18 protein-coding genes and 3 pseudogenes are annotated in these 18,106 nt (G+C 63.0%); 12 read left to right on the forward strand and 9 right to left on the reverse strand.

What is annotated here, in order from left to right:
* The coding region (locus E8E91_RS17985) for a hypothetical protein (protein WP_280377471.1) at positions 1-191 on the forward strand (191 nt) is incomplete at its 5' end.
* A 303-nt stretch (positions 192-494) separates the two neighbouring features.
* Here E8E91_RS17985 and E8E91_RS17990 read toward each other — a convergent pair.
* The 4 genes and pseudogenes from E8E91_RS17990 to E8E91_RS18005 form a co-directional block, all read right to left on the reverse strand.
* Entirely contained in the window at positions 495-860 is a 366-nt protein-coding gene (locus E8E91_RS17990; protein ID WP_280377473.1) for an STAS/SEC14 domain-containing protein, read from the reverse strand.
* Between the two features lie 94 nt (positions 861-954).
* Entirely contained in the window at positions 955-1,785 is an 831-nt protein-coding gene (locus E8E91_RS17995; RefSeq protein ID WP_280377475.1) for a phytanoyl-CoA dioxygenase family protein, read from the reverse strand.
* A 62-nt stretch (positions 1,786-1,847) separates the two neighbouring features.
* Complete coding sequence (locus E8E91_RS18000) at positions 1,848-3,236, reverse strand: amino acid permease (RefSeq protein WP_280377476.1); 1,389 nt, start codon at positions 3,234-3,236, stop codon at positions 1,848-1,850.
* 363 nt (positions 3,237-3,599) lie between these two features.
* Positions 3,600-4,946 (reverse strand): annotated as a pseudogene (locus tag E8E91_RS18005) (aldehyde dehydrogenase family protein); the annotation flags it as partial.
* A gap of 134 nt (positions 4,947-5,080) precedes the next feature.
* On the opposite strand from E8E91_RS18005, the gene E8E91_RS18010 reads away from it, so the two are divergent.
* From E8E91_RS18010 to E8E91_RS18035, 6 genes are read left to right on the forward strand one after another with little or no spacing between them, the layout of a single operon-like run.
* Positions 5,081-5,503, forward strand: coding sequence for a nuclear transport factor 2 family protein (locus E8E91_RS18010; RefSeq protein ID WP_280377480.1), 423 nt, complete (start codon positions 5,081-5,083; stop codon positions 5,501-5,503).
* Positions 5,500-6,255, forward strand: a complete 756-nt coding sequence (locus E8E91_RS18015; protein ID WP_280377482.1) for an SDR family NAD(P)-dependent oxidoreductase — start codon at positions 5,500-5,502, stop codon at positions 6,253-6,255. Before E8E91_RS18010 ends, E8E91_RS18015 begins: the two co-directional genes overlap by 4 nt.
* 3 nt (positions 6,256-6,258) lie before the next feature.
* Complete coding sequence (locus E8E91_RS18020) at positions 6,259-7,506, forward strand: FAD-dependent oxidoreductase (protein ID WP_280377485.1); 1,248 nt, start codon at positions 6,259-6,261, stop codon at positions 7,504-7,506.
* Positions 7,503-8,315 carry a DUF1365 domain-containing protein gene (locus E8E91_RS18025; RefSeq protein ID WP_280377487.1) on the forward strand — a complete coding sequence of 271 codons (813 nt, stop codon included), beginning with the start codon at positions 7,503-7,505 and terminating at the stop codon, positions 8,313-8,315. Before E8E91_RS18020 ends, E8E91_RS18025 begins: the two co-directional genes overlap by 4 nt.
* Entirely contained in the window at positions 8,290-9,552 is a 1,263-nt protein-coding gene (locus tag E8E91_RS18030; RefSeq protein ID WP_280377489.1) for a cyclopropane-fatty-acyl-phospholipid synthase family protein, read from the forward strand. The genes E8E91_RS18025 and E8E91_RS18030 overlap by 26 nt, the downstream gene beginning before the upstream one ends.
* A gap of 8 nt (positions 9,553-9,560) precedes the next feature.
* Positions 9,561-10,049: a DUF2878 domain-containing protein gene (locus E8E91_RS18035; RefSeq protein ID WP_190832336.1), complete on the forward strand. Its 489-nt coding sequence runs from the start codon at positions 9,561-9,563 to the stop codon at positions 10,047-10,049.
* Here the strand turns inward: E8E91_RS18035 and E8E91_RS18040 are convergent.
* The 4 genes from E8E91_RS18040 to E8E91_RS18055 form a co-directional block, all read right to left on the reverse strand.
* Complete coding sequence (locus E8E91_RS18040; RefSeq protein ID WP_280377492.1) at positions 9,999-10,169, reverse strand: DUF2256 domain-containing protein; 171 nt, start codon at positions 10,167-10,169, stop codon at positions 9,999-10,001. The genes E8E91_RS18035 and E8E91_RS18040 overlap by 51 nt on opposite strands.
* Positions 10,166-11,773, reverse strand: a complete 1,608-nt coding sequence (locus tag E8E91_RS18045; RefSeq protein WP_280377495.1) for a cryptochrome/photolyase family protein — start codon at positions 11,771-11,773, stop codon at positions 10,166-10,168. Before E8E91_RS18045 ends, E8E91_RS18040 begins: the two co-directional genes overlap by 4 nt.
* A gap of 13 nt (positions 11,774-11,786) precedes the next feature.
* Positions 11,787-12,497, reverse strand: a complete 711-nt coding sequence (locus E8E91_RS18050) for an SDR family oxidoreductase (protein ID WP_280377498.1) — start codon at positions 12,495-12,497, stop codon at positions 11,787-11,789.
* Positions 12,498-12,594: 97 nt separating this feature from the next.
* On the reverse strand, positions 12,595-13,155 hold the full coding sequence (locus E8E91_RS18055; protein ID WP_280377804.1) for a chalcone isomerase family protein: 561 nt from the start codon (positions 13,153-13,155) through the stop codon (positions 12,595-12,597).
* 449 nt (positions 13,156-13,604) lie between these two features.
* On the opposite strand from E8E91_RS18055, the pseudogene E8E91_RS18060 reads away from it, so the two are divergent.
* Positions 13,605-13,963 (forward strand): annotated as a pseudogene (locus tag E8E91_RS18060) (conjugal transfer protein TraG); the annotation flags it as partial.
* Positions 13,963-14,115 (forward strand): annotated as a pseudogene (locus tag E8E91_RS18065) (site-specific integrase); the annotation flags it as partial. The pseudogenes E8E91_RS18060 and E8E91_RS18065, both read left to right, overlap by 1 nt.
* 173 nt (positions 14,116-14,288) lie before the next feature.
* On the opposite strand, the gene E8E91_RS18070 reads toward E8E91_RS18065, so the two are convergent.
* A complete protein-coding gene (locus E8E91_RS18070) occupies positions 14,289-15,143 on the reverse strand; it encodes a helix-turn-helix transcriptional regulator (protein ID WP_280377501.1) in 855 nt (284 codons plus the stop codon).
* A gap of 155 nt (positions 15,144-15,298) precedes the next feature.
* Here E8E91_RS18070 and hemA point away from each other — a divergent pair, with 155 nt between their 5' ends.
* The 3 genes from hemA to E8E91_RS18085 are packed head-to-tail and all read left to right on the forward strand — an operon-like array spanning position 15,299 to position 18,103.
* On the forward strand, positions 15,299-16,531 hold the full coding sequence (hemA, locus tag E8E91_RS18075; RefSeq protein WP_280377504.1) for a 5-aminolevulinate synthase: 1,233 nt from the start codon (positions 15,299-15,301) through the stop codon (positions 16,529-16,531).
* Between the two features lies 1 nt (position 16,532).
* Complete coding sequence (locus tag E8E91_RS18080) at positions 16,533-17,036, forward strand: GNAT family N-acetyltransferase (RefSeq protein WP_280377506.1); 504 nt, start codon at positions 16,533-16,535, stop codon at positions 17,034-17,036.
* The gene (locus E8E91_RS18085) at positions 17,033-18,103 is read left to right on the forward strand and encodes a Gfo/Idh/MocA family oxidoreductase (RefSeq protein ID WP_280377510.1); all 1,071 of its coding nucleotides are present in this window, start codon (positions 17,033-17,035) and stop codon (positions 18,101-18,103) included. Before E8E91_RS18080 ends, E8E91_RS18085 begins: the two co-directional genes overlap by 4 nt.
* Positions 18,104-18,106: the final 3 nt, after the last annotated feature.

The following is an 18,106-nucleotide window of genomic DNA, read 5'->3' on the forward strand; positions in this document are numbered from 1 at the left end:
CTGTTTTTCGAAATTCTCGTTTCTACTCAACCGCTTGCGCTTCCGATCCGATTCACTCTTCTCATCAGCGGGAGGCGCATTCTACAGCGCTCAAACTCGCTGTCAACACCTCCGATTCAGCTTCATTCGCCAGTGGCGAACTGTTCGAAGCGAACCCTTCCAGCACTTTCTCCAAACACTTAACTCATTGATCTACAAGGAGTTTTGCTTGGCGACTGCGCCGGAAGAGGTGCGCATTATAGGGATGCAGAATCTGCCGTCAACACTTAATTGAAAACTTTCTGCCATGCCGTTCGAACACCGTCCACGCCCTCCCTCCTCTCTCCTATATATAGAAGGGACTCGCCCAGGCTCCGTACGGCATGCCGGCGCCTCCCACGCCGAAGTCAGCCCCGCCGGGTGGGCCACTTCCAACAGACCGAACCAACGAACACGAGCGGCAGAAACAAAAGCGCCGCCCGAAGGCGGCGCATGTCGGGCGAAACCTGGCAGGGCTAGCGCTGCAGCCATGCTTCGGCTTCAGCGGTCTGCTGTGAACCGAATGCCTTGATCGTCAGCCCCGGAATCAGCGCTCCCTCGACCTCGCTTACCTTCCTCACCCATTCCTTGTCGGCCACGACCGCCATTCGATCGAAACGCCTCACCACCTTGAACAACTGCGGAATCTGAGAAACCTCAACCGCCATTGCCCCCAGCGTAGGCATCTTGAATTCACCGACTCGATACAGCATACGGCCATGAGCGATGCCCTCGGACTGCTGCGCCAACTGCTCTATCCCGGTTCGCATTTCACTGCTGTCCAGCTTGCCGGCAAAGTTGACGTCGATACGGTTTTCGCCAATTCGCATTACCTGGAACATAGGAACACCTCCATTAGGGAGTGTGTCTTTCACGATACGCCGCCTGCCGGAAACAACAAGGTGATCACAGGCGGCAAGAAGAATCCCCTCCCCGTCATACCACCTTGGGCCAGAGCACCGGGAACAGAGGGTGATTCAGCGGCGCTCCGTCAGCGAGCTGGTCGACCAGCCCAGGAAACTCTGGCGAGGTTTTCCAGGCTCGCGGTGCGTGGCGCATGTCATCGCCGAGGAAGCGCAGGGAGAACGCCCGCCGACGCCGTTGCCCGCCCACCCCACCAGAGGCGTGCAGGGTCAACATATGAAAGAACACCGCATCTCCCGGCTCCAGTTCCCAGCCCAGGATGTTCCACCTCCCCCGATCCGCCTCTATATCCGGCAAATCCGCCAGGCTGCCCTCCGGGAACCATTTGGCCTGGTTGTCCAGGAAGCTCCGTGGCATGAGCCAGGGCCCCAGATGCGAACCGGCGACAAACTCCAGCGTCGACTCCCGCGCCACCGGGTCCACCGGCATCCACATACTGCAGTTCTGCTTGCCGTCCACGTTGTAGTAGGGCTGGTCCTGGTGCCAGGGCGTTCGTTGACGGGTATTCGGCTCCTTCACCAATAAGTGATCGTGGTACAGACGCGCTCCGCCACCTCCCATCAACTGGGCCGCTACCGAGCCCACCCGGCTCTCGAAGATGAAGCGTCGATATTCCTCTATATCCCGCCAGTTACAGAAGTCCTCGAAGAACCAGCCCGGGTCGTCCGGGCTGCTGGCCACCTTGGCCCGCTCGCTGGGGGTCGCGAGGTTGCGCTCGATGCCCCGCTCCAGCAGTGCCACCTCTTCGGCCGTGAACAACTGTCGAACGCACACCGCGCCATCGCGCTGAAAATCCTCGATGAGCGCATGCGGGAGTTCGAATTCAAAGCTGTGCTGCGTCATGCAACCACTCCTCTCTTCCTGGAAGTAACCACGGTTCTGGAACATCGCGCCGCCAGGACTGCTCAAGGCAGTTCAGGCTCGGGCTGCGCGGCCTGGTTCGGCCTTACCCAGGCCCAGTAGGCCAGGGTGAGGAAAACGAGCCAGGCTGCGCCGATGTACAGCGCGGTGCGGGTGTTGGGGAACGCCGCCAGCACCACGAAGATAAACAGCATGAAGGCGATGGCCAGGTACTGCCCGTATGGCCAGAGCGGAACCGGAAAGCCAAGGGAGCCAACCTCCTCGCTGCTCATGCTGCGGCGCATGGAAATCTGCGAGAGCAGGATCATCAGCCACACCCACACCACCGAGAAGGTCACCAGCGAGGCGAACATCAGGAACAGCTCGTTCGGCAGCAGGTAATTGAGCAGCACCCCAAGCAGCAGCGTCAGCGCCATCACCAGCACGGTCATCCAGGGCACACCATGCTCAGACAGGCGAGCGAAGACACGCGGCGCCTGTCCATTCCCGGCCATGCCGAAGAGCATGCGACCGGTGCTGAAGATGTCGCTATTGATGGCGGAGATCGCCGCCGAGATCACTACCAGGTTGAGGATGCTGGCGGCCGACTCGATGCCCAGGCCGCTGAATATCTGCACGAAGGGGCTGCCCTGGCTGCCGATTCGCGGCCAGGGGTAGATGGCCATCAGCACCAGCAGCGTCAGCACGTAGAACAGCAGGATGCGCAGCGGCACCGAGTTGATGGCCTTGGGAATCATCCGCTGTGGGTCCTTCGCCTCGCCGGCGGTGAAGCCGATTACCTCGATGCCGCCGAAGGCGAACATCACGATGGTGAAGGAAGCGATCATCCCCTCCACTCCATTGGGGAAGAAGCCACCATGGGCCCAGAGGTTGCTGAGCGAGGCGTCGCCGCCACTAACGTCACCCAGCTGAATACCGAACAGCAGCACGCCCGCTCCGGCAACGATCATCGCCACGATCGCCAGCACCTTGAGCAACGACAACCAGAACTCCAGCTCGCCGAAGATCCGCACGCTGCAGAGGTTCAAGGCCGAAATGAACAACACGATACCCAGCACCCAGATCCAGCGCGGCGCATCGGGAAACCACAGGCCCATGTAGACGCCGAACGCCGTCACGTCGGCCAGGCACACCATCATCATCGAGAAGACGTAGGTCCAACCGGTGAGAAAGCCCAGATAGCGGCCCAGGTAACGACTCGCATAGTGACCGAAGGAACCGGCCACCGGCGTGCGCACTGCCATCTCCCCCAGGGCACGCATCACCAGGTAGATCGCCGCGCCCCCGATCAGGTACGCCAGCAGCACCGAAGGGCCCGCGCGCTGGATGGCCGCCGCCGAACCGTAGAAGAGCCCCGTGCCGATGGCGGACCCCAATGCCATGAAGCGGATATGTCGTGCGTTCAAGCCGCGGCGCATTGCAGAGCGTTCCATTGCATCCCTCTTTATTGTTTTTATCGATAGGCGCTCGGCTCAGAAGGCTTCGGATAATGGCCCCTGACCAAGTCGAGGCCACGCTAGCAACAGCCTTGCGGGCCGAACATATGCCACCGGCTCTCAGTGCTGTAGGAGAATTCGCAGTGGGTGAGGCGATATGCACCCAACGACCGGGATTCCGTAGCCGGATGAAATCCGGGAAAGCCCGCTATCGCATCCCGGATTGCATCCGAACTACATGGCTGCTTCAGGCCGGCGTAGTCGGTCTTCCCTTGCTCGATCAACAGGCACCTCGACCAGCGGCGTCGCCAAGGCGACGTCCGCCCCGCTCCCGCTGCATCGACAGTATCGTTCCGCGCCCTACTTCAAGTACCACCCCCACGGCTCATCACTGCAGTACTGGGTCAACTGCTTCACCTCCAGGTAATTCTCCGGCCCCCAACGCCCCAGTTCCCTGCCGATGCTGCACTGTTTCATGCCGCCCCAGGGCGCCTGGGTGAAGGTGGGTTGCGAGCAGTTGACCCAGACGATGCCAGCACGCAGCCCGTTGGCGACGCGGGCGGCGCGCTCCAGATCGATGGACATCACGGCAGCCGCGAGGCCATAGCGGCTGTCATTGGCCAGTGCCAGGGCCTCTTCTTCTGTCTTGAAGCGCTTTACGTAGAGCACTGGGCCGAATATCTCGTCGCGCCAGAGCGGGCTCCTGATGTCGGGCTCATCGAAGATGGTTGGCTCAACGAAGTAGCCGACTGGCAGATGGGCCGGGCGTACTCCACCGGTCAGCAGCTCTGCGGTCTGCTTGCCTTGGGCGATCACACCCATGACTTTCTGGTAGTGCCCGGCGCTGACCAGCGGGCCCAGTTGCACGCCCTCCTCCATCCCCGGGCCGATCCTGATGTCGCGGGCCGCTGCCACCAGGCGCTCCAGCAGACGCGGCGCGATGCCCTCATGCACCAGCAAGCGCGAGGTGGCGCTGCACACCTGCCCCTGGTTCCAGAAGATGCCGAACATGATCCACTCCACCGCGGCCTCGATATCCGCGTCGTCGAAGACGATGAAGGCCGACTTGCCGCCCAGCTCCGGGCTGATGTTCTTGATGTCGACGGCGGCGGCCATCATGATCCGCGACCCGGTCGGCACGCTGCCGGTGAAGGCCAGCTTGTCGACGCCCGGGTGCAGCGCCAAGGCCTGGCCGGCCTCGCTCCCGAAGCCCGGCACGATACTGAGCACTCCCCGTGGCAGGCCAGCCCGCTCCGCCGCCAAACCCAACTCAAGCGCACGCAGTGGCGTGAGCTCGGATGGCTTGAGTACGCAGGTCGCACCAGCCGCCAGCGCGGGCGCGACCTTCCACGCCGCCATCAGCAGCGGGTAGTTCCAGGGGATGATCTGCCCCGCTACCCCAACCGGCTCATGGCGGATGTGACAGCTGAAGCGCGCATCCCCCACCTCCAGCGTCTGGTCCTGGCGCTCGTCCAGTTCCCGCGCCAGTTCGGCGTAGTAGCGGAAGCAACCGATGGCATCGGCAACATCCCATTCGGCTTCGGGCAAAGGCTTGCCGTTGTCCCTGACCTCCAGCGTCGCCAATGCATTACGGTGCTCTTCCAGCTCATCGGCCAGCGCCTCCAGAAAGCCGGCTCTCTCGTTCTCGCTCGTCTTCCCCCAACCTTGCTCGAAGGCCCTGCCGCGTGCCATTACATGCACTATCTCTCATAAACACGCTGATTGAGAGGAATTGGCAACACAATACTTCTACAAGCCCCGTTGACTTGTACAATTTTCGCGTTAGTCTCCTGGAAAAGTTGTACAAAAATTAATTTTGTACAAGTATTCGGGGCGCCAGGATGCCTGACTTCTTGCAATGCTTCGCGCAGTCGTTCTCCACGTTGAATGCCAGCAGCCTGGGCGCTCTCGACGAGTTGTACGCCCCGGATGTGCAGTTCCGCGATCCGCTGCACAACCTGAATGGCCTTCCCGCGCTTCGACGCTACTTCGGGCAGATGTACAACAGCGTCGAGGACCTGCATTACGAATTCCACGGATTCGATGAAGTCGGGCCCGGTCGAGGCTACCTTCGCTGGACCCTGCGCTTTCGTCACCCACGTCTGGCCAGAGGTGAAATCATCCGGCTGGAAGGCTGCAGCTACCTGCTATGGAGGGAGCGGGTTTACCTGCACCACGACTACTTCGATGCCGGGGCTCTGCTCTACGAACACCTGCCATTGCTGGGCCGGCTGATCGCCTGGCTCAAACAGAGGCTTGCATGAGTCGCGTCTGGCTGACGGGCGGCAGCAGCGGCATCGGCGCGGCACTGGCGGAAATCTTGCTGGAGGAAGGCCACCGACTGGCCCTGAGTGCCCGCCAGATTGGGCCCCTGAAGGGGCTGGCGACGCGCTTTCCCAACCAGGTCCTGTTCGTCACTGGCGATATCAACGAGCGGCAGCAGGTGATGGAGATCGGCCGTCGCATCGAGGACGCCTGGGGCGGCCTCGACCTGGTGATCCTGAATGCCGGCACCTGCGAGTATCTTGAGCCCGGGCGCTTCGATGCAGACCTGCTCGAGCGCGTGGTTCGCACCAACCTGTTCGGAACCAGTCACTGCATTCAGGCGGCACTGCCTCTGCTTCGCCGCGGAAATCGCCCGCATCTCGCGGTCGTCTGCAGCGCGGTAACCTGGTTGGCGCTTCCGCGCGCTGGTGCCTATGGCGCCTCCAAGGCGGCGCTGCGCTATCTGGTCGAGTCCCTGCGCATCGATCTCGCTGCAGAAGGCGTCGACGTGACCCTGGTCAGCCCCGGCTTCGTCGACACTCCACTCACGCGCCGCAACGACTTTCCCATGCCCATGTGCTGGTCAGCGCAGCGTGCCGCCAGGCGCATCGCCGATCGCCTGCGCAGACGTCCCCTGGAGATCACCTTTCCCCTCCCCTTCATTCTTGCCATCCGCCTGCTCGGCGGCCTTCCGGCGCGCTGGCGCCTGGCCCTGGGGCGGCGTCTGGCACGTCCACCACGAATGGATTGAAACGTGCGTATCGCAATCATCGGCAGCGGCATATCCGGACTTACCTGCGCGTACCTGCTGGCGCGCCGCAATCACGTGACCGTGTTCGAGGCCAGCGACTGGGTCGGTGGCCACACCCATACGGTGGATGTCCAATACCAGGGCCGCAGCTACGCGGTGGACACCGGTTTCATCGTGTTCAACGACTGGACATACCCGAACTTCATCCGCCTGCTGGAGCAACTTGGCGTGGCCTCGCGGCCTACCGAAATGAGTTTCTCGGTACATGACCCGGCCGGCGGCATCGAGTACAACGGCCGCGATCTGGCCGGGCTCTTCGTGCAACGCAGCAACCTGCTATCACCGGGCTTCTGGAAGATGCTGCATGACATCCTGCGCTTCAATCGCGAGGCTCCTGGCAGCGTGCACGACGAGCGTGTCACTCCTCAGACCCCGCTTGGCGAGTACCTGCGAACACGCGGCTACGGACAGCGTTTCATCGAGCACTACATCATTCCCATGGGCTCGGCCATCTGGTCGATGTCGCGGGCGCAGATGCTGGAATTCCCGCTGCAGTTCTTTGTGCGCTTCTTCCATAACCACGGATTGCTTTCGATCAGCGATCGCCCTCAATGGCGGGTGATCGAGGGCGGTTCACGCAGCTACATCGAGCCGCTGTGCGCTGGTTTCCACACGAGCCTGCGAGTGGGTTGCCCGGTGCAGCGAGTCTGCCGGGACGCCGAGGGTGTGCGGTTGCTCAGCGCAACGGGATGGGAGCGCTTCGACAAGGTGGTGTTCGCCTGCCACAGCGATCAAGCCCTGTCGCTGCTGGAGACCCCAAGCCAGCTTGAGCGCAAGGTGCTGGGTGCCCTGACGTACGCCAGCAACGAGGTGCTGCTGCACACCGACGAGCGTCTGTTGCCTCGGCGGCGAAAAGCCTGGGCCAGCTGGAACTATCGACTTGGTGGCGCACCTGATTCGCCGGCGACGCTGACCTACAACATGAATATCCTGCAAGGCCTGGACGCGCCGGTGACGTACTGCGTGAGCCTCAACCAGGGCACTGCGGTCGACCCATCACGGGTGCTGGCTCGTTTCGAGTACGCGCACCCCCAGTACACCCGGGCCGCGATCGCCGCTCAAGCCTGGCAGCAAAGCCTGCAAGGTCAGCAGCACAGCTATTTCTGCGGCGCTTACTGGGGCAATGGCTTCCACGAAGATGGCGTGGTCAGCGCTCTGAAGGTCGCAGCTCATTTCGGTGAAGAGCTATGAACAGCGGCCTCTATGGCGGCTGGGTCAGCCATCGGCGCCTTGCGCCCTACCCGCACGGTTTCCGCTACCCGATAGGCATGCTCTACCTGGACCTTGCAGAGCAACAGCAGGTATTGAGCATCTCTCGCCTTCTGCGCCCACGGCGCCTGGCCCCTCTTTGCTGGCGCGAGAGCGACTACCTGCCGGCGTGGACCCGCACTGGCGTTCCACTGGCCGAGGCCGTGCGGGCATTGCTGCACGACGCATTGGGTGAGGCCCCCCGGGGCGCCATCCACCTGCTGACGCAACCGCGTAGCTGGGGCCTGTCGTTCAATCCGGTGAGCTTCTACTTCTGCCACGACGATATCGGCCGCCTGGCAGTGATCGTCTGCGAGGTACGCAATACGCCCTGGCGCGAACGCCACCACTACGTACTGCCAGTTAAACCCGGAGAGGCGCACGAGTTCAGGATTGCCAAGGCTTTCCACGTCTCGCCCTTCCTGCCGCTGGAGATGGATTACCGCATGCGCTTCCTGGCCACGGGGCCGCAGCTTCACGTGCACATGGAGAACTGGCGAGATGGGGAAAAACTGTTCGAGGCCCGCCTCAGCTTGCAGCGCCAGACACTCGACGCCGCCGGGCTACGCCGCCACGTCCTGGCCTTCCCCTGGATGTCCCTGCGCACCCTGACCTCTATCTACTGGCAGGCTCTGCGGCTGCTGCTAAAAGGCACCCCCTTGCACGATCACCAGGCCAGCGAGCACCACCTGAGCGTCGGCCAAACCGCTACCGAGGACTCAACGCATGTCCGATCCGATTCTGAGCGCTAGCAAAGCCGGCAACCTGGGTCCGCTCGCGGGTGGTCTGTTCAAGCAGGCCGTCCTGGCCCACCTGCGTCGCCTTCGACATGGCCACCTGCTTGTACAGCATCGCGGTGGGCAGTTGGACTTCGGCGATCCCGCCAGCTCGCTGAAAGCCCAGGTCGAGGTCCTGGATGAGGCGGTCTGGGGCCAGGTTGCCAGCAATGGTTCGATCGGTGCCGGCGAGGCTTACATCCTGGGCTACTGGCGCAGCCCCGACCTGGCAGCTGTGACCCGTTTGTTCGTCGCCAATCTCGACGTGCTCGACGCCATGGAAGGCGGTCTGGCGCGACTGGGCCGCCCGGTGCTGCGCCTGATGCACTGGCTCAATCGCAACAGCCGAAGGGGCTCGCGTCGTAACATCATGGCGCACTATGACCTGGGTAACTCACTGTTCGAACGCTTGCTCGACCCCAGCATGATGTACTCCGCCGCCATGTTCGATCACTCCGAACAGAGCCTGGAAGCAGCCCAGTTGAACAAGCTCGATCGCATTTGCCGAAAGCTCGACCTGCGCCCCGGCGACGACTTGCTGGAGATCGGGACCGGCTGGGGCAGCCTGGCGCTGTATGCGGCCACCCACCATGGCTGCCGGGTGACTACCACCACCTTATCGGAGGAGCAGTACGCGCACACGATGCAGCGCGTCGAGGCCCTGGGCCTGCAGCAGCGTGTCCGCGTGTTGCGCAAGGACTACCGGGATCTCGACGGCCGCTATGACAAGCTGGTCTCCATCGAGATGATCGAAGCGGTTGGCCATCGCTACCTGGCAGAGTACTTCCGTCGTTGTGCCGAGCTGCTCAAGGAAGACGGGCTAATGCTGCTGCAAGCCATCACCATCCGCGATCAGCGCTACGAACTGGCCCGCCGTTCGGTGGACTTCATCCAGCGCTACATTTTCCCTGGCGGCGCCCTGCCCTCGCTGACCAGGATGCTGCAGACGGCCAGCGCCGAGACACAGCTAAACCTGTTGCACATGGAAGACTTCGGCCCGCACTACGCACGTACCCTGAGACTCTGGCACGACAACCTGCGGCAATCGCGCCACGCGCTGCTGGAGCTCGGCTACGACGAGGCCTTCCAGCGCCTCTGGGAGTTCTACCTCTGCTACTGCGAAGGCGGCTTCGAGGAGCGCGCCATTGGCGTTGCGCAGTTGCTCTGGGCTGGTCCGGCCTATCGAGGCGCCCCCCTGGCGGAGCGGCTGTAGACCAGGCCATGGGGCGGGCCTGGCTGCTGGGCAACGCGCTATGGCTGCAACTGGGCTGGTGGGGTTGCGTACTCGGCGCCCAATCAACCTGGTTGCTGCTCGCGGTCGCCACGGGGCTGATCGTGCACCTGGCCCTCTGTCCCCTCCCCCGGGCAGAGACCGGGGCATTGCTGCGGGTGGCGGTGGTTGGCTGTGCGATGGACAGCGCGCTTGGCGCGTCGGGTGTGTTCGACTTCGGCCATGCCCCCCTTCCGATCTGGCTTGCACTGCTCTGGCTGGTATTCGCCTGCGGCCTGCGCCATAGCCTCGCCTGGGCAGCGCGGCCAGCCTGGCGAGCCATGTTGCTCGGGGGAGTTGGCGGACCACTGGCCTACTGCGCAGGCGCGCCATTTGCCGAAGTGTCATTGCCGATGGGCGTCGCGGGCACGGCCCTGGTGCTGGCGCCGCTATGGGCGCTGTGGATGCCCCTGGCCTTTCGCCTGGCTGGTACGCGTTGAGCGACGGCAGCGCTCCGAGCAGTAGCGGACTTCATCCCAGCAGCGCTTCCAGCGTCGCCGCCAGAGGAATGGCCGCCCGCAGACCGGGCAAAGCTTGCTCGGCAAGTCGGTTTTCCTCACAGGGCCTCTCCCGCGTCCAGCCGCGCCAACAGCTCCTCTCCACGCAACCAGAGGGCCTGGCGGTGCGCCTCATCCATGTTCAGCAGGTTGCGGTAGACCAGGGCCAGACGCGGGTTATCTTCCAAGTGTTCGCGGTGGCGCATGAGGAAGTGCCAGTACAGCGCATTGAACGGGCAGGCTAGCGGCCCCGTGGCCTCCCCTACCCGGTAGCGGCATTGCGCGCAGTAGTTGGACATGCGCTGGATGTAACGACCGCTGGCGCAATAGGGTTTGGAGCCCAGGTAGCCTCCGTCGGCATGCATGACCATGCCCAGGGTGTTCGGCAGCTCTACCCAGTCGAAGGCATCCAGGTAGACCGCCAGGTACCACTCGCAGATGGCCTTGGGGGCGATGCCGGCGAGCAACGCGAAGTTACCGGTCACCATGAGCCTCTGTATGTGATGGGCGTAACCCAGTTCGAGGGTCTGGCCGATGGCCTCGGCCATGCAGCGCATATCGGTGGCGCCCGTCCAGTAGAACTCCGGCAATGGGCGTTGGTTGCCGAATGCATTGAGTTCGGCATATTCCGGCATACGCAGCCAGTAGATGCCACGCACGTACTCGCGCCAGCCGATCAGTTGGCGGATAAACCCCTCGGCGGCATTCAGCGGAACCTGCTTTCGGCGATACGCTGCATCCACATCCGCACACAGTTGGCGCACATCGAGCAAGCCGATGTTCAGCGCAGCGCTGATCCTGGCATGGAACAGAAAAGGCTCCCCAATGGCCATGGCGTCCTGGTAATCGCCGAAGGCGGCCAAGGAGAAGTCGAGAAAGTGTTGCCACAGGAGCCGCGCATCAGCATGAGTCACCGGGTAGTCGAAGGCTTCCAGGCGACCATAGTGGTCGCTGAATCTGCTCCGGACCAACGCCAGCACCTCCCGGGTAATGGCATCGATTTCGAAGCGAGGGGGGAATGGGCCACGCAGGCCACGCGGCAGCGCCTTGCGATTGTCCGCATCAAGATTCCAGGCCCCGCCTAGCGGGCTGCCGTCCGCTTCCAGCAGGAGTCCGGTGCGCTTGCGCATCCCGCGGTAGAAATGCTCCATCCGCAAATGATTCCGGTCCCCTGCCCAACGCGCGAACGCCTCCCGCGAGCACAGGAAGCGGCGGTCGGGGTGCCAGGTCAGCGACACGCCACAATCCTTGAGCGCCTGTTCCAGGCGCCACTCACCGCATTCGGTGATGTGTGCCTCCCTGGCCTCCAGAATCGCCATCCAGCGCTGCAGTTCGCCGGGCAGACTGCCGCTGTTGCCAGCGTCATCCAGGCGTACGTAGATTACCCGCCAGCCACGCTGGCGTAGCGCGTCGGCGAAGTGCCGCATGGCGCTGAAAATCAGCGCGATCTTCTGCGGGTGGTGAACCACGTAACGGGCCTCGGCTTCCACCTCGGCCATCAGCACCGCGTCCTGGCCGGGGTCCAGGGTGTCGAACAGGCTCAGGTCGAACGACAGCTGGTCACCCAGCACGAGACCGATCCGGCGAGCTGGCGCGGGCGCGCGGCCTGTTGCGGGATCAGGCTGCAACAGGCGGTCAGCGGTGCACTCCAGCGCTTCCGGGTTCATGCGTGCTCCATCCTTACCAGGGCAGACGCTCGCCGTCGTAGGCATAGAATCCGCCGCTCTCGGCGGGCCCAAGACGGTCGACAAGGCTCAGCAGATCCGCTGCCGCCTGATGCGCGGGGCGTGCCAGCGCCGCGCCTCGAAACGGCGCGGACAGGCCGGAAGCGACCGTACCCGGATGGAGGCTGAACAGGCAGGACTGCGGCCGGCTGCGAGCCAACTCGATGGCGGCAGTCTTCAACAGCATGTTCAATGCCGCCTTTGATGCGCGGTAGGCGTACCAGCCACCCAGGCGGTTGTCGCCGATGCTTCCCACCTTCGCCGAAAGCATGGCCATCTTTCCCCGGGCGTGCAGCAATGGCAGGAAATGCCGCAGCACCAGCGCAGGTCCCAGCGCATTGACCTGGAACACGGCCTGCAGGGCCTGCGCGTCGAGGGCGACTAGGGACTTTTCCGGCTGCAAGCCCGGACGGTGCAGCAGGCCCGCTGAATGAAGGATCAACTGATAGGGCCCTTCCGCTGCAAGCGTGGCCGCAGCCTGAGCGATACTCGAGGGGTCTTCCAGGTCAAGCGCGGGAGAACTTCCACGCCCCAGCTCCCGCACGACGGCGCAACGCGGGTCCTCGCGCAGCAGCTCGCAGAAGGCGCTACCCAGCGCCCCAGTCGCTCCGATCACTAGGGAGCGGTATCCGTGATCCATCGAATAAAGGCTCAGTGTTTCTCTCATCCGCCCAACCCTCCTGCCGGTTGGCGGGCGGACAAGGTCACGCCGCCCAGTTCCATGCGCAGTCGGTAGTGCCTTCGCCATGCATCGGGCAAGCGACTCATTCGGCGGCAACCTCCAGACCCAGCAGTTGGCGTCGCAGTTCGGGATTGCGCGTGCGCGGGTCCAGCCAGATGGCAAAAAAGGCCCGGGCGAAGTCCGGATCGACCACCTCCCGGCTCAATCGCCCATCCACATAGAAGCGACACCCTTGGCCCGGTAAGTACAGGCCCGTGATGCTCTGGCCGGGGAGCACATCGACAAAGGCTTCATGCATTTCGTGAGCCCAACGCGCCAAGCGATCCTGGCGGAGCCCTTCATCGCCTAGCCTGCGCATTTCCTCCAGGCTGACCTCTACCAGTTCGCCACGCTTGATCTCACGCCGGTAGGTCAGTTCCAGGGCGAAGGGGGTGTCCAGCGTTGGCCTGGCGCTTGGGCTCCAGAGCCTCGCTTCGTAGATTGAAAAGCCGAACCATTTGAAATGGCCAGCGCCGACAGCGCGTGCACCAGGCAGGTCTTCGCGCCAGTCCGCCAGCGCCGCTGTCGTGCTCAGCGAGAGCACCAAGGACAGGTAACTGACCTTGTGGGCCCCGCACTTGAGCAACCAGCCAAGTGCCACCATGCGACTCCCCTGCTTGAAATGGCGACATGCCGAAATAGTTGTACAAAAATATTGCTTGTACAACTTATTTTGCTATTTAGCACGGCATGAAGACGGAATGTTTGCGGGCGCAGGTGAGGTCGCCAGACAGGTCACCCGGCACGGTGATCAATAAATCGATCGACGAGCTCGACGACATGGCTTGGTGGGTGAATGCCGGCCACGCGCCTCAGCATGGCCATGGCTTGCTCATGGCGGCTCTCACGCCTTGTACTTGCACGCAAGGCTCGCCTCCACCTGTTTCATACCTCATCCACATGATCGATGGTGCCCAGGAACTGCTCGGGTGAGCCCAGCGCCGGAGCCATGATCCAGCGCTCAACACGGTCATTGCCAATTCGCAGCATGCCGGAGAGCAAATTCTTGTCCCGATCCATTTCAGGCTCAGGATCGTAGAAGCCAGGACTGACTCGCACCTGTTCGGCGCCATCCTGCATGCGTTCTATGCCGGCCAGGACAAAACTCTGCGCGGCGTCGCCAACTTCCTCTCGGACCCGGCCTGCACCTTCGAGCTGCCCCCTGCACCGGAGATGACCACGTCCCATCTGGGCAACGCGCTCCATCCAATGAAAGCCTCGGCCGCACGGCAAGTACTGAACAAGAGCGAGAACAAGCGCTCGGGGATGCTGTCCTGGGCCATGTCCTTCCTGGGCCTACACCGTCGGGGTCCCGTCGCAACTGGCGCATCGCCGACTTCGTATCGGCCGAGCATCCGGTATCGCTGTACCGAGTGTTGGCGCCTTCGGATATCAGCCGCACCAAGCCGCTGACCGGAGGGCTCTGCTGGGACACAAGAACCGCAGTATCACCAGTCATTACTCGGCGGCAGAGCTGGGAAAACTGATCGATGAGGCCAATAAGATATCGACAACGGACTCCTGCGGGCCGGTACTGACGATACTGAGGAGGAAGGCAGGATGAAGAGTCCCGCAAAAGTCCCTGAAACAAAAAAGGCCGGTTCATTTCTGAACCGGCCTTTCTCTGAATATGGTCGGGACGGAGTGATCCGAACTCTCCGCAGTGGTGCGGAGCAGCATGTCCTGGCGACTGGGACGCCGGCCCCGGCCGGCGATTGGCAGAGCGGTCGCCCGCCCCTACACCAGGGTCGGCACCTGCTGCAGCCACTGCTCGAAGGCTCTGCTTTCCGGCCTGCCCTCTTTGGCCGCGTAGTAGACCAGGCGCAGGTGGCGATCCTCGTCGATGGTCAGTGTGGTGTGCTCGAACACGATCTGGCCAATCGAATCGATGCGCAGGTTGCGAATGCCCTGGCACGGGCCATGAATATCCTGCTGTTGCCACCAGTCCCTGAAATCGGGCGAAACCTTGGCGAGGTCCTTTACCAGCGCGGCGATTTCCGGATCCTGGGTTGCCCGTACGAAGTCCCGACGGAAACTGGAGAGGATCTGCAGCGCCTGCTCCTGCCAGGGATTGAACAGCGCTTGCATGCCCGGGCTGGTGAATAGCATCCAGAGCAAGTTGCGGCGGTCAGCCGGTATCGCGGAGAAACCGAAGACCCGGTCCGCCGCGGTGTTCCAGGCCAGCACGTCCCAGCGCAGGTTGAGCACATAGGCCGGGCGCGTCGGGATATCCGCCATCAGCCGATGGATCAGCGGCGGCACCACGCACCAGGTCCGTCCAGGCTCCGCCGGCAAACGCTGGTGAGCCAGCAGGAACAGATGACGACGCTCGGTGGCATCCAGCTTGAGGGCACGGGATAGGTTGTCGAGGAAGTTGGAGGACACGCTGATGTCTCGCCCTTGTTCGAGCCAGGTGTACCAGGACAAACCCACCCCCGCCAAAGCAGCCACCTCCTCTCGACGCAGCCCTGGCGTGCGTCTTCGGCAACCGGCAGGTAGCCCCACCTCCTCCGGCGAGATGCGCTCGCGGCGGCTACGCAGGAATTCGGCCAACTCTACCCGGGTGCGTTCAAGTGTTCGGGGCGCGCTCATCCGATTACCTCTAGTAACAGCATAAACAGTCAAATTGTAACCCCTATAAATCCCGAGAAGAATACCCTGGCCTGGCCGCAAACTCGCACGCCAGAGCACTTACTTGATGAGGAAGCACACAGAGACGTGTCATCAATTGCTAAGGAGATAAAGGGATGTACCAAGCACTTCTTCGCCAACAACTGGAGACATTGAAGTCCTCCAATCAGTACCGCACGTTCACCACCCTCAGCCGCATCTGCGGCCAATACCCGCTAGCCAAGTTGGACGACAGCGACCGGGAACCGGTGGTGGTCTGGTGCAGCAACGACTACTTGGGCATGTCCCAACACCCCATCATCCGAGAGAGGATGCACGACGCGCTGGAGACCTACGGCGCTGGCTCCGGCGGCTCCCGCAACATCGGCGGCTCGCATGAGGTGTATGCCCGCCTGGAGACCAGCCTGGCCGACTGGCACGGCAAGGAAGCGGCCCTGGTGTTCCCTACCGGTTTCGGCTCCAACGACGCCACCATCCAGTGTCTGCTGCGGCGCATCCCGGAATGCGTGGTGATCAGCGACGAACTAAACCACGCTTCCATCGTCAATGGCATCCGCTCGACACCGAACGAGCGCAAGGTCTTCCGCCATAACGACGTCGAGCACCTGAAGCAGATCCTCGCCAGCTACCCGCTGGAGCAGCCGAAGATCGTAGTGTTCGAATCGGCCTACTCCATGGACGGTGATATCGCCCCCATCGTCGAGATCGTCGCTGTCGCCAAGCGCTACAACGCCCTCACCTACCTCGACGAGGTCCATGCCGTGGGCATGTTCGGTCCACGCGGTGCAGGCATAGCCGCGGAACTCGGCTTGGCCGATCAGGTGGACATCATCCAGGGCACCATGGCCAAGGCCATCGGCGTGATTGGCGGCTACATCGCCTCGACCCAGGTGATCGTCGACGCGGTACGCTCCTTTGCCACCGGTTTTATCTTCACCACCTCCCTACCACCGGCGATCACCGCCGGTTGCCTGGCAAGCGTCGAGCACCTCAAGGCCAACAGCGTCGAGCGCGACCGTTTGCACGCGCAGACGACCAAGCTGCGCGAGCGCCTCAGACACCATGACGTGCCCGTGATGCCCTGCTCCCAGACCCACGTGCTGCCGGTGCTGGTGGGCGAGGCACGGCGATGCAAAGCGGCGGCGGAGCGCCTGTTACATACCCACGGCGTGTACCTGCAGCCGATCAACTATCCGTCCGTGCCTGTAGGTACTGAACGTTTCCGGGTCAATGCCACACCGAACCACAGCGATGCGCAGATCGAACACCTAGCGGTGTCGCTGCGTGAAACCTTCGAACATTTCTCGATTCCGCTGGCGTCTCAGACCTTTCGCACGGAGGTGGCCTGAGATGGATCAGACCTTCCTCACCGTGCGCCCGGCGACTCTAGCTGACCTGGCCAGCCTGGTCGAATTACGCGCGCTCCTGCTGGATGGCACTTCGGCCAGCTACTCCAGCAAAACTCCGGAGGATGTCGCGCAGTGGCGGGCGGCGTATCGCAGTTGGCTGGGCAGCCGCCTGGGCGAGAGCGACTGCGTGCAGATCGTCGCCGCCGAGCACAATGAGTCAGGCCAGGTGCTGGGCTGTGCGACGGCCATTATCGACCAGCGTGCCCCCGCCCCCGGCTGCCTCAACGGCCTGTCCGGATGGGTGCAGTCGGTAGTGGTGGAGCCGCAATGGCGCAACCGCGGCATTGCCCGGCAATTGATGCAGCATCTGCCGCGTTGGTTCGCCAATCGCGGCGTCAGGTCCGTGGTCCTGCAAAGCACGGACGCTGCTGGGACGCTGTACCAGGATCTGGGCTTCGCAGCCAGCGATGAGTGCCTGATGTTCCGTCAGGAGGCCTCGGCATGAAGATCCTGATCATCGGTCTGGGCTATGCCGGCAATCGCTATCGTCGCGCCTTCGAGCACATCGCCACCAGCACCGGTATGCCGCTGTCGCTGGCCTATGTCGATCGTCGGAAGAGGCCGACCGAACAGTCCTACTTTGACAGCGTCGATCGGGCACTGGAGGAGTTCGCGCCGGGCATCGTCGTCATCAGCGTCAACGATCACAGCCATGCGGCCGTGCTTAAGCAGCTGGCTGGTTACCGCGGCTTCGTGATCTGCGAGAAGCCCTTGGTCACTCCGCAGGATGATCTGGCCGAGCTCTCCGCCGCGCTGGCGCACGTCAGCGGCTTCGCCCTGGACCTAGTGGAGCGCTACTCCGATGCCACCCGGCAATTGCGCGAATGGGTCGAGCGGCATGACTGGCAGCTGGTGCGCGCCAACTTCCATTGGGGCAAAGACCGTATCAACGACTACCGCCCCACCTGTGGCGTGACCAGCGAGGTAATCCATGCGCTGGATCTCGTCGGCTGGATCTACCCGCGCGCAGGCCAACTCAGGCTGCAGGGCGTACTCGGTGTGCGCTCGGACTTCTCGATTTCCGGCGAAGCGGTGCTCGACACCGTGCATCTCACTGCCAGCCTGGGTGATGCACCGGTCACCGGCTACAGCAGCTTCGTAAACATCGTCCGCCAGCGCACGGTGGACTTCAGTTTCGTTGACCGAGACGCCCGGCTAATCAACGCGCGACTGGTGTTCGACACACCGCGCTGGGATCACGACCAGTTGCGGATCTGGACACGCGGAGCCAACGGCGCCGAGGAACTGCTGCACGAGTTCGCCACCACCCCCGACATACCTGGGTTGGAAACCCTGCACAAGCTCTCGCGGCTGTGCCTGCAGGTGGTACGCGCAGTAGCGCTGAAGGAACCGCCGCGCCAGAGCTTCGCTGGCCTCGATACGGCCATGTCCCTGCAACGCCTGCTCAACGAGCTCGACTCCCACGCCCAAACCCCACCACCGGCGCGCTACGTCCATGGCGAGACACGCGTGCTGCTGGCCGAGGACAGCGATCTGGAAAGCCTCGGGTAACCC

The sequence above is a fragment of the Pseudomonas sp. BN515 genome, from assembly GCF_029873155.1.
Lineage (GTDB): Bacteria > Pseudomonadota > Gammaproteobacteria > Pseudomonadales > Pseudomonadaceae > Metapseudomonas.

What these genes read in the sequence shown, in the direction of transcription:
- E8E91_RS17990 (WP_280377473.1), bottom strand. Translation starts at nt 860, where the DNA reads ATGTTCCAGGTAATGCGAATTGGCGAAAACCGTATCGACGTCAACTTT.
- E8E91_RS17995 (WP_280377475.1), bottom strand. Translation starts at nt 1,785, where the DNA reads ATGACGCAGCACAGCTTTGAATTCGAACTCCCGCATGCGCTCATCGAG.
- E8E91_RS18000 (WP_280377476.1), bottom strand. Translation starts at nt 3,236, where the DNA reads ATGGAACGCTCTGCAATGCGCCGCGGCTTGAACGCACGACATATCCGC.
- E8E91_RS18010 (WP_280377480.1), top strand. Translation starts at nt 5,081, where the DNA reads ATGCCTGACTTCTTGCAATGCTTCGCGCAGTCGTTCTCCACGTTGAAT.
- E8E91_RS18015 (WP_280377482.1), top strand. Translation starts at nt 5,500, where the DNA reads ATGAGTCGCGTCTGGCTGACGGGCGGCAGCAGCGGCATCGGCGCGGCA.
- E8E91_RS18025 (WP_280377487.1), top strand. Translation starts at nt 7,503, where the DNA reads ATGAACAGCGGCCTCTATGGCGGCTGGGTCAGCCATCGGCGCCTTGCG.
- E8E91_RS18030 (WP_280377489.1), top strand. Translation starts at nt 8,290, where the DNA reads ATGTCCGATCCGATTCTGAGCGCTAGCAAAGCCGGCAACCTGGGTCCG.
- E8E91_RS18035 (WP_190832336.1), top strand. Translation starts at nt 9,561, where the DNA reads ATGGGGCGGGCCTGGCTGCTGGGCAACGCGCTATGGCTGCAACTGGGC.
- E8E91_RS18045 (WP_280377495.1), bottom strand. Translation starts at nt 11,773, where the DNA reads ATGAACCCGGAAGCGCTGGAGTGCACCGCTGACCGCCTGTTGCAGCCT.
- E8E91_RS18050 (WP_280377498.1), bottom strand. Translation starts at nt 12,497, where the DNA reads ATGAGAGAAACACTGAGCCTTTATTCGATGGATCACGGATACCGCTCC.
- E8E91_RS18055 (WP_280377804.1), bottom strand. Translation starts at nt 13,155, where the DNA reads ATGGTGGCACTTGGCTGGTTGCTCAAGTGCGGGGCCCACAAGGTCAGT.
- E8E91_RS18070 (WP_280377501.1), bottom strand. Translation starts at nt 15,143, where the DNA reads ATGAGCGCGCCCCGAACACTTGAACGCACCCGGGTAGAGTTGGCCGAA.
- hemA (WP_280377504.1), top strand. Translation starts at nt 15,299, where the DNA reads ATGTACCAAGCACTTCTTCGCCAACAACTGGAGACATTGAAGTCCTCC.
- E8E91_RS18080 (WP_280377506.1), top strand. Translation starts at nt 16,533, where the DNA reads ATGGATCAGACCTTCCTCACCGTGCGCCCGGCGACTCTAGCTGACCTG.
- E8E91_RS18085 (WP_280377510.1), top strand. Translation starts at nt 17,033, where the DNA reads ATGAAGATCCTGATCATCGGTCTGGGCTATGCCGGCAATCGCTATCGT.